We start from the raw sequence: 9,999 nt of genomic DNA, 5'->3' as shown, positions 1-9,999 counted from the left end.
AGGCACGCTGGCCGAATTCATTCGCGCGTTTTTCGAGCGCGATTTCGAAATGCGCTTCCGCCCCAGCTACTTTCCTTTTACCGAACCCTCGGCAGAAGTGGATATTCGCTGGGACGCAGAAGATGGTTCCACGCGCTGGCTAGAAGTACTCGGCTGCGGCATGGTGCATCCGAATGTGCTGAAGAACTGTGGCATCGATCCGGAGCGTTACACCGGTTTCGCATTCGGCCTCGGTGTCGAACGATTTGCCATGCTGCGTTATGGCGTATCCGATTTGCGCGCGTTCTTCGAGAACGATCTGCGCTTCCTCAAGCAATTCGCGTAATCGCAGCAGGAACCGACACGCATGAAATTCTCCGAAAATTGGTTGCGTCACCACGTTCCGACCGACGCTTCGCGCGACGAACTGGCTGCGACGCTGACGGCCATCGGCCTGGAGGTCGAAGACGTTGCTCCCTTAGGCGGCTCGCTGGATGGCGTGATCGTGGCGCGCATCGTCAGCGCCAAGAAACACCCGGAAGCCGATCGCCTGCAGGTCTGTGACGTGGACACGGGCAACGGCATCGTGCAGATCGTCTGCGGAGCACCCAATGCACGTGCCGGTCTGGTCGCTCCGTTGGCGACCGTTGGCGCCAACTTGCCGGGCGGTATCGCGATCAAGGCGGCGAAGCTGCGTGGCGTCGAATCGTTCGGCATGCTTTGCTCGGCCAAGGAGCTGGGCGTCGATCCAGATGCGTCGGGCCTGCTCGAACTCCCTGACGATGCGCCAATCGGTACGCCGCTTGCGACGTACCTTGGTTTGCCGGACGCCAGCATCGAAATCAAACTCACGCCTAATCGTGCTGATTGCTTCAGTGTGCGTGGCATCGCATTCGATGTCGCTGCAGCGCTAGGTAGTGAGGTGATCCCGCTTGATACCGCGCCGGTGCCGGCTCAAAGCGATGCCACGATGAACGTCGTGCTCGATGCGGGTGCGCGTGTGCCGCGTTTCGCCGGTCGCGTTATCGACAACGTGAACGCCAAAGTCAAAACGCCCGTGTGGATGGCTGAGCGGTTACGTCGCAGTGGTTTGCGTCCGATCAGCTTTCTTGTCGACGTTACGCAATACGTCATGCTGGAACTCGGCCAGCCCATGCATGCGTTCGACAAAGACAAGCTGGAAGGCGATATTGTCGTGCGCCCAGCGCGCGCGCGCGAACCGCTCGCGTTGCTTGACGGCCGCACTGTCGAACTGGATGACGACTTTCTCGTGGTCTCCGACAGCCATGGTGGCAAAGGCGCGCGTGCCGTTGCGCTCGGCGGGATCATGGGTGGATCGGATACGCGCGTCACCGACGATACGCACAACGTGTTTCTGGAAGCGGCGCACTGGATTCCGTCGGCCATCATTGGCCGTAGCCGCAAGCTAGGCATGCACACCGATGCCGGACATCGCTTCGAACGCGGCGTCGATCCGCAACTGCCTGGCATCGCCGTCGAATACGCGACGCGACTGATCCTCGATATCGCCGGCGGTGTTCCTGGTCCGCTGTTGGATGTCACCTTGCCGGAACATCTGCAGTCGCCGAAGCCGATTTTGCTGCGCCGCGCTCGACTGGCGCGCGTGCTTGGCCTGACCGTAGCCGATGGCGAAGTCGCGCGCATCTTCACTGCGCTGGGCATGAAGGTCGAATCGTTGGCCGATGGCTGGTCCGTCACCGCGCCAAGCCGTCGCTTCGACATCGAGCGCGAGGAAGACTTGATCGAAGAGGTGGCGCGCATCCATGGCTATGAAAATATTCCCACGCACACGCCGGCTGGCGCGCTGACGCTCGCTGCGGAGCCCGAGGCCCGCCTCAATGAGCTGGCTGTGCGCGAGCAACTGGCTGCGCGTGACTACTACGAAGCGGTCAACCTCGCCTTTATCGGCAACGATGTGCTCCAGCGTTGGGGCATGACCGAGCAGCTGGTGCCGTTGGCCAATCCGCTATCGGCGGATCTCGCTGTAATGCGCCCCTCGCTGCTGCCGGGCCTAATCGTCGCGCTCTCGCACAATCGCGCCCGCCAGCAAGAGCGGGTGCGTCTGTTCGAGCTCGGCCGCACCTTCCGCATCGGCGAAGAAGCTGCCGCTCGCAAGGACGCGCCGACCGAGACGCCCACGTTGGCCATCGTCGCCTGCGGTTCGGCGAAGGCCGAGCAGTGGGGTGAGGTCAGCCGTCCGCTGGACTTCTATGATCTCAAGGGCGATCTGGATGCCCTGATCGCCTGGGGCGGCGAGGCGCAGCGCTGGTCCGTCCACGCCGACGGCCTGCCGGGGTGGTTGCATCCAGGGCGAGGCGCTCGCGTGGCGCGTGATGGCCACACCGTCGGTTACCTCGGCGCCCTGCATCCGCAGCTGGCCAGGGCGTTGGACCTGGGACCCGACGTCCACGTGCTCGAGCTGGCGCTCGATCCGCTGCTCGGCCGCCGCCTGCCCAAAGCCCAGGCGGTGCCGCGCTTCCCGGCGGTTCGCCGTGACATCGCCGTTGACGTTCCTGAACAGGTAAGTTGGTCACAAATTGAACACGTTGTTCGCGGCAGCCTAGGAACCGCCCTCGTTGAGCTGCGTTTGTTTGACCGATACAGTGGAAAAGGGGTCGAAGCGGGCCGAAAGAGTCTCGCTATGGGCTTGATTTTGCAGGACGCTTCACGCACGCTTACTGACGACGACGCGGATCGCTGCGTTCGAAATGCAGTGGCTGCGTTGGAGGTTTCATGCGAGGCAAAATTGCGAGGGTAAGATGGCGGCGCTGACAAAGGCGGAGATGGCCGAGCGCCTCTTCCTCGAGGTGGGCCTTAACAAACGTGAAGCAAAAGAGTTCGTGGACGCCTATTTCGAGGTGGTCCGCGAAGCGTTGGAAAGGGGCGAACAGGTCAAGCTGTCGGGATTTGGCAACTTCGATCTGCGGAAGAAGAACCAGCGACCCGGGCGTAATCCCAAGACGGGTGAGGAGATTCCGATCTCCGCCCGCCGCGTGGTGACGTTCCGGCCAGGACAGAAACTCAAGGTGCGAGTTGAGGGCTATGCTGGATCAGGGGAATAACACCGAACTGCCCGCCATACCGGCGAAGCGTTACTTCACCATCGGTGAGGTCAGCGATCTTTGCGGTGTGAAGCCGCACGTGCTTCGTTACTGGGAGCAGGAGTTTCCTGCGCTGAACCCGGTCAAGCGCCGCGGCAATCGCCGTTATTACCAGCGCCACGACGTGCTGATGATCCGTCAGATCCGATCCCTGCTGTACGACGAAGGCTTCACCATCACCGGCGCCCGTGCCCGGCTGGAAGGCCCGCAGGCCCGGATGGAAGCCAGCATGTCGCATCAGATCGTGCGTCAGGTGCGCATGGAGCTGGAAGAAGTGCTGGCCCTGCTGCGCCGCTGAACCCTACCGGCGGCAACATCCGAACTGCTACAATTTCTTTCTTTGCCGAACAGTCGGGGCGTAGCGCAGCCTGGTAGCGCATTTGCCTGGGGGGCAAAGGGTCGTGGGTTCGAATCCCGCCGCCCCGACCACTTCGGAAAAAATCGAAACGGCGCCTTGGCGCCGTTTTCTATTTCAAGTGTTCGGCGCCTTGGCGCCGTTTTTCGTTTCCAATGTTCGCCAGACGGACATGTACCTGCGGCACCGACGCGCTAGTCTCAGCCGCACTGGTTCTTAACCAAGCCGATAGGAGATCTGCTGATGCCGTCGAACACCTGTCACCCGAATGCCCCGCACAAGAAACTGAAGGCCCCGGATTGGTACATGTCCTCGCTGATGCTGGATCGCGCGCTCGACGCCATCCTGCGCCGCGTCAAAAAGCTCGATCGCGACCATGACATTCCGTATCTCGCCGGCTACAGCCAGGACGGCAAGACGATCTATATCGATCGCCATCTGCCCAAGACATTCACTTTCCGCGGTCGCACTATCGAGGTGGATCGCTTTCTGATTTTGCACGAAGAGGTCGAGAAAACGCTGATCGACCAGCTTGGATTGCATTATCTGCATGCTCATCAGATTGCCACCCGCGCAGAAGAAGCTGCCGTGCACGCACAGAAAATCACATGGGAAGCGTACGACCGCTTCATGCAGAAATACGTCAAGGCGATTGGCGACGAACGCCTGACCAAGGTGCCTGTCGACCTGGATCTGAAACCGTATCGCGATTACCACGATTACGAATTATTGCGGCAGATGGAAAAACACATCGAACGTATCGCTGGCGCAAGCACGAAGCAGAAAACGGAATTGAAGAGCTACGCCGATGCCTTCCGCGAGGAATTGCGCGTTCAGCAACGCCACGCCTTGCATGCTCCCGAATCCACCGACAAACACCGCAAACCTGCCGCGAAGAAATCGACCGGGCCGAAGGCGAAGCCAGCCAAGACCGCCAAAGCTGCAAAGCGTCGTACCGCGGTCAAGAAAGCGAAGTGAGGTTTGCGTGACCGAACATCCCGGTACGAACCGGGATGTTCGGTGCACATGCCTCATGCCGCCTGGGCCATGATCGCGAGGCCCCGGACATCGTCAATCTTGAAGAACTGCACGCTATCCACCAGCGAGCGAGCGCGCACCTGCACGGTATCGGCGGCAGCCGCAGCCTCCTCGACCAGTGCAGCATTGCTCTGGGTCACTTCATCCATCTGGCGAACGGCGCGATTGACCTGTTGAATGCCCGCCGCCTGTTCATGACTTTGTGTGGCGATGGTACTGACGGTCTCCGCAACGTTATCGACACTTTCGAGCAATTTACCGACCATCCATTCCGCACGGCCGATCATCTGCGTGCCGCTTTCGATGATCGTCACCGATTCCTCGATTAGTGTGCGGATTTCGCGAGACGCCGTGCGCGAGTTGCGCGCCAGCGACTGAACTTCCGCCGCAACAACGTTGAAACCTTTGCCGGCTTCGCCCGCGCGCGCGGCTTCCACCGATGCATTCAGCGCAAGAATGTGCGTCTGCGTCGCAATGCGATCCATGGTTTCCGTAATCTCGGTAATGCGCGAGGCGACGCTTTGGACTTGCGTCATCGCGCCCACCGCTTCGGTCATCGCCGTGCTGCTTTGACGAGCGATATTGGACGCCGATTCGGCCATGCAGCTCGCCTCATGAGCACGGCGCGCATTGGCATTGACGCTATCGGTGAACTCCTGCATGGAAGCAGCCGTTTCTTCCAATGCGGCGGCCTGTTCGCTGGTGCGCGCGGAAAGGTCCTGATTGCCGCTGGCGATTTGCTTCGTGGACGTTGAAATTTCGGTCGAGCCGGCACGAATCGTGTTCACAACATCGCGCAGCTGGCCATTCATCATGCCAAGCGCGGTCAGAAGTTTTCCGGTTTCATCGCGGCTGTCGGCGATCACATCGGTGGAGAGATTTCCTTCCGCCACTGCCTGCGCGACTTTCACGGCGCGACTGATCGGCGCGGTGATGCTGTAGGCGAGAAGCCAGATGAAGACGCCACCCGTCACCAGTGCGCAAAGCGCGACGCTGACAAGCAGTACGCAAGCGTCATGGAACGCCCGCAGACTTTCGTCGTCAATACGCTTGGACGCGGCGGTGGCTTCCTTCTTCATGTTCGCGACGAGGCTATCGATTGCCGTCGTTGGCGCACGATCGATGCCTGCCACCAGGCCGTCAACGACATGCACGCTCTTTTCGTCTTTCGCGTCGTAATGCCGGATGGCGTCGAGATATTTCGTGCCCAGTTCGGCGTGTGTGGCCAACGCGGCGTCGGCAGCTTTTGTATCGATGCTAAGCGCAGTCATTTGTGCTTTCAGGTTCGCGAGATCGGTATTCACCGCATTGCTTTGTTCCACAAACGCGTCGTGATACTTCTTGAAGTTGTCAGCATCCGCGCCGCGCAGCAGAAGGTCTTTCCACTCCTGCACCTGTTTCTTGAAATCGACCTGCGCCACGCGCGCGGTGTCTACCGCGGCGGCATAGGCGGACGCGGTTGCGGTGGAACGTACCTGAAGATCATGCGTGCGTGACAGTCCACGCCAGCCGCCGTAACCCACGGTCACGGTTGCGGCCAGCATCAGCACGCCCAGGAGTGCCAGGCGGAAAGCGATACGTAAATCGCGAAATCGAAAAGTCATGGAATAACCGCAATAAAAGAGCTGCCATAGGTGAGTCGTCTATCGGCAATAAAGCGGTTTCGCTTGAATATGACAACAAAAAACCCGCGTTTTCAGCGGGCGTTTGTGCATTCTGAATTGTTAAATCGCACCAGTATCAGCGTGCAAAGAGATTGGTTCGCTCAGTAAAGCACGCGCGTGCGCAGGGTGCCGGGAATGGCCGCCAGCTTGTCCTTCAGGGTCGCCGCCTGATGTTCATCCGCCGAGACATCGATAACGACATAGCCCACTTCGGCATTCGTCTGCAGGAACTGCGCATCGATGTTGATGTTGCCGGCCGAGAACAATTCGTTGATGCGAGATAGCACACCCGGCACGTTGCGGTGAATGTGCAGAAGACGACGGCTGCGCGGATGCTCGGGTAATGTCACTTCCGGGAAGTTCACTGCGGAAAGTGTCGAGCCGTTATCGCTGTAACGGACGAGCTTGCTGGCCACTTCGATGCCGATGTTGTCCTGCGCTTCCAACGTGCTGCCGCCGATGTGCGGCGTGAGGATGACGTTGTCCATGCCGATCAGCGGCGAAACAAAGGGGTCATCATTGCCCTGCGGTTCAACGGGGAACACGTCGATGGCAGCGCCAGCGATGTGCTCCTTGCGCAATGCTTCGGCCAGCGCATCGATGTCGACGACGGTGCCACGCGATGCATTGATGAGCACCGCACCTTTCTGCATCTTTTCGAGCTCGCTCTTTCCCATCATCAATTTGGTGGAGGGCGTTTCGGGTACGTGCAACGTGACAACGTCCGCGCGTTCGAGAAGATCATCCAGACTTGCCGCTGCGCGTGCATTGCCAAGCGAAAGTTTCGATTCGATGTCGTGGAAGATCACGCGCATACCGAGCCCCTCGGCAAGCAGGCCGACCTGCGTACCGATGTGCCCGTAGCCGACGATGCCGATAGTCTTGTCGCGCACCTCAAAACTGCCGGAAGCAGACTTCGTCCAGCCGCCGCGGTGGCACAGCGCATTTTTGTAGGGAATGCCACGCAGCAGCATGATGGCTTCGGCAATCACCAGCTCTGCCACGCTGCGGGTGTTGGAGTAGGGCGCATTGAAAACGGGAATGCCTGCGCGTTGCGCCGAGGCGAGATCCACCTGATTGGTGCCGATGCAATAACACCCGATCGCGATAAGACGCTTGGCGTGCTCCAACACGTCAGCGGTGAGATGGGTGCGAGAGCGGATACCGATGATATGCGCGTCAGCGATACGCGCTTTCAACTCGTCATCAGGCAAGGACTTGGCGTGATAGTCGATCTGGCTATAACCGGCGCGCTGAAAGGTTTCCACCGCGGTGCGACTGACGCCTTCGAGCAACAGCACCTTGATGTCTTGCTTGGGGTACGAGGTTTTCATGGGGGCCGGGTATTTGGAAGTCCAAACACTATGCCAGATTTTGCCGCGATGCAGCACTAGACGTTCGCGCCATGCACTGGCAGGCTGGGAGCTTGTTCACGGAGCTGCCATGACCGATCACGCCATCGCCGATCTTGCCCGCCGTTGGCCCCAGCTGCGCCTGCTCACGGAGCCCGGCGATCTGGAGCACTACGGCCGCGACTGGACCCGGCGCTGGACACCTGCGCCACGCGCTATCGCACTGCCTGCGTCCAGCGAGGAAGTGCAGGGCATCGTGCAGTGGGCCAACGAGCACAACGTCGCCATCGTGCCGTCGGGTGGCCGCACGGGGTTGTCGGGCGGGGCGGTGGCGGCGAATGGCGAGCTGGTGCTCAGCCTCGAGCGCATGAATCGCGTGTTGGGTTTCGATGCGGTGGATCGCACGTTGACGGTGCAACCCGGCATCGCCCTGGAAGCCGTGCACGGCGCTGCGCGCGAATATGGCCTGATCTATCCGGTGGATTTCGCGGCGCGTGGTTCATGTTCCATCGGCGGCAACATCGCCACCAATGCTGGCGGCATTCGCGTGATTCGTTACGGCAACACGCGCGAGTGGATCGCGGGTGTGAAAGTGGTGGCCGGCAACGGCGAGCTGCTGGACCTCAATCGCGGCCTGATCAAAAACTCCAGCGGCTACGACTTGCGTCAGCTGATGATAGGTTCGGAAGGCACGTTGGGCATTGTCGTGGAAGCCACGTTGCGATTGACCGATCCACCGCCTCCCTCGCAAGTGATGTTGCTGGCATTGCCGACGATGGATGCGTTGATGGATGTCTTCGCACTATTTCGCTCGCGCCTGTCGTTGCAGGCTTTCGAGTTTTTTACCGACCTCGCGCTCAACTATGTATTGGCGCACGGTGCGCAACGAGCCATCGATGGCGATCACCCGTATTACGTCGTGACCGAATTTGAGTCGCCGGATGAAAAAGCGCAGGACGCCGCACTGGCTGCGTTCGAGCACGGCGTGGAGAAGGGTTGGATCAATGACGGTGTGATCGCGCAAAGCGATGCGCAGGCGGCCGCGTTATGGCGACTGCGTGAAGGTATTACCGAAAGTCTGGCGCCCCATAAGCCCTACAAGAACGACGTCTCCGTGCGCATCGGCGTATTGCCGGTGTTTCTTCACGATATCCAGGGATTGCTCGCGCGCGAATACCCGCATATCGATGTGGTGTGGTTTGGTCATATCGGTGACGGCAATCTGCACATCAATGTGCTGAAACCGGATTCGCTGTCCGATGCGGATTTCATCGTGCAGTGCGAGCACGTCACCAAGCTTTTGGCCGATACCTTGCACAAACATGGCGGCAGTATTTCAGCCGAGCATGGCATTGGCCTGGTCAAGCGCGCTTATCTGGAAAGTACGCGCAGTGCGGCAGAAATTGTGCTGATGCGCGGGATTCGTCAGGTTTTCGACCCTCGAGGCATTCTCAATCCGGGGAAGCTCTTCGCTTGATGCGGAGCTGCGCAGTGCGCCACAGTTTGCGGACTTGGGCGGTACAGCCTTTCGCCCTTACCATGTGCGTCCCCAACCACGGGTTTTAAGGACATGTTGCAGGAACACCGCTCGCTATACCCCGAGATCGAACCGTATGACAACGGTTTTCTGAAAGTCTCCGAACTGCATACGCTGTATTACGAGCAAAGCGGCAATCCGAACGGCAAGCCGGTGGTGTTTCTGCACGGTGGCCCGGGTGGCGGTACCAATCCGAAATGTCGCCGTTTCTTCGACCCGGCGGTTTATCGCATTGTGTTGTTCGACCAGCGTGGTTGCGGCAAATCCACGCCGCACGCAGAACTGACCGATAACACCACATGGCATCTCGTTTCCGATATCGAGCGCGTGCGAGAGCATCTTGGCATCGCAAGCTGGCAGGTGTTCGGCGGTTCGTGGGGTTCGACGCTATCGCTTGCGTACGCGCAAACGCACCCGGACAAGGTCACCGAGCTGGTGCTTCGCGGCATCTTCATGCTGCGTCGCTGGGAGCTGGAGTGGTTCTATCAGAAGGGCTGCGATGCCCTGTATCCCGATGCATGGGAAACTTACCTCGCTGCAATTCCCGAGGTCGAACGCGGCGATTTGATGAGCGCCTATCACCGGCGCTTGACCAGCTCCGATGCAAAAACGCGATTGGATGCGGCACGCGCATGGTCCATTTGGGAAGGCGCCACCAGCTTCCTGTATCAGGATGAGGCGTTTATCAGCAGTAGTGGTGAAGACGAATTCGCGTTGGCGTTCGCGCGTATTGAATGCCACTACTTCGTCAACGGCGGTTTCTTCGAGCACGACGATCAACTACTACGCAACGTTGATCGTATCCGCAAGATTCCCGCGGTGATTGTGCAGGGCCGATATGATGTGGTGTGTCCGATGCGTAGCGCGTGGGATCTGCATCGTGCGTGGCCGGAAGCGGATTTGCGTGTCGTGCAGGATGCAGGGCATTCTGCGTTCGAACCGGGTATTGCAC

Annotated in this window: 8 protein-coding genes, 1 tRNA gene and 1 pseudogene; 8 read left to right on the top strand and 2 right to left on the bottom strand. The window is 59.8% G+C overall.

The annotated features are described in order from the left end of the window. The 6 genes and pseudogenes from VK725_RS12985 to VK725_RS12960 form a co-directional block, all read left to right on the top strand. A pseudogene (locus tag VK725_RS12985) lies at positions 1 to 325 on the top strand (phenylalanine--tRNA ligase subunit alpha); the annotation flags it as partial. A gap of 21 nt (positions 326 to 346) precedes the next feature. Further along, positions 347 to 2,758, top strand: a complete 2,412-nt coding sequence (gene pheT / locus VK725_RS12980; protein ID WP_325318477.1) for a phenylalanine--tRNA ligase subunit beta — start codon at positions 347 to 349, stop codon at positions 2,756 to 2,758. A 1-nt stretch (position 2,759) separates the two neighbouring features. Further along, the gene (ihfA, locus tag VK725_RS12975; RefSeq protein ID WP_126674889.1) at positions 2,760 to 3,062 is read left to right on the top strand and encodes an integration host factor subunit alpha; all 303 of its coding nucleotides are present in this window, start codon (positions 2,760 to 2,762) and stop codon (positions 3,060 to 3,062) included. Beyond that, positions 3,043 to 3,399 (top strand): MerR family transcriptional regulator, encoded by a 357-nt coding sequence (locus VK725_RS12970; RefSeq protein ID WP_115477489.1) that lies wholly within the window; start codon positions 3,043 to 3,045, stop codon positions 3,397 to 3,399. Before ihfA ends, VK725_RS12970 begins: the two co-directional genes overlap by 20 nt. A gap of 54 nt (positions 3,400 to 3,453) precedes the next feature. Next, a tRNA-Pro gene (locus tag VK725_RS12965) sits at positions 3,454 to 3,530 on the top strand. A 169-nt stretch (positions 3,531 to 3,699) separates the two neighbouring features. Next, positions 3,700 to 4,434: a hypothetical protein gene (locus VK725_RS12960; protein ID WP_325318476.1), complete on the top strand. Its 735-nt coding sequence runs from the start codon at positions 3,700 to 3,702 to the stop codon at positions 4,432 to 4,434. Positions 4,435 to 4,487: 53 nt separating this feature from the next. Here VK725_RS12960 and VK725_RS12955 read toward each other — a convergent pair whose 3' ends face one another. Together VK725_RS12955 and serA are read right to left on the bottom strand one after the other, a co-directional pair. Continuing rightward, complete coding sequence (locus tag VK725_RS12955; RefSeq protein WP_325318475.1) at positions 4,488 to 6,098, bottom strand: methyl-accepting chemotaxis protein; 1,611 nt, start codon at positions 6,096 to 6,098, stop codon at positions 4,488 to 4,490. A gap of 161 nt (positions 6,099 to 6,259) precedes the next feature. Continuing rightward, positions 6,260 to 7,492 carry a phosphoglycerate dehydrogenase gene (gene serA, locus VK725_RS12950; protein WP_325318474.1) on the bottom strand — a complete coding sequence of 411 codons (1,233 nt, stop codon included), beginning with the start codon at positions 7,490 to 7,492 and terminating at the stop codon, positions 6,260 to 6,262. Positions 7,493 to 7,601: 109 nt separating this feature from the next. Between serA and VK725_RS12945 the strand changes: the two genes are divergently transcribed. Then, positions 7,602 to 8,987 (top strand): FAD-binding oxidoreductase, encoded by a 1,386-nt coding sequence (locus tag VK725_RS12945; protein WP_325318473.1) that lies wholly within the window; start codon positions 7,602 to 7,604, stop codon positions 8,985 to 8,987. 93 nt (positions 8,988 to 9,080) lie between these two features. Next, on the top strand, positions 9,081 to 9,999 hold a 919-nt coding region (gene pip / locus VK725_RS12940), incomplete at its 3' end, for a prolyl aminopeptidase (RefSeq protein WP_325318472.1).

Origin of the sequence: Dyella sp., assembly GCF_035486915.1 — a bacterium.
Classification (GTDB): Bacteria; Pseudomonadota; Gammaproteobacteria; order Xanthomonadales; family Rhodanobacteraceae; genus Dyella_B.
The sequence above is the reverse complement of the archived record's forward strand: the minus strand, read 5'-3'. Positions and strand labels throughout refer to the sequence as shown.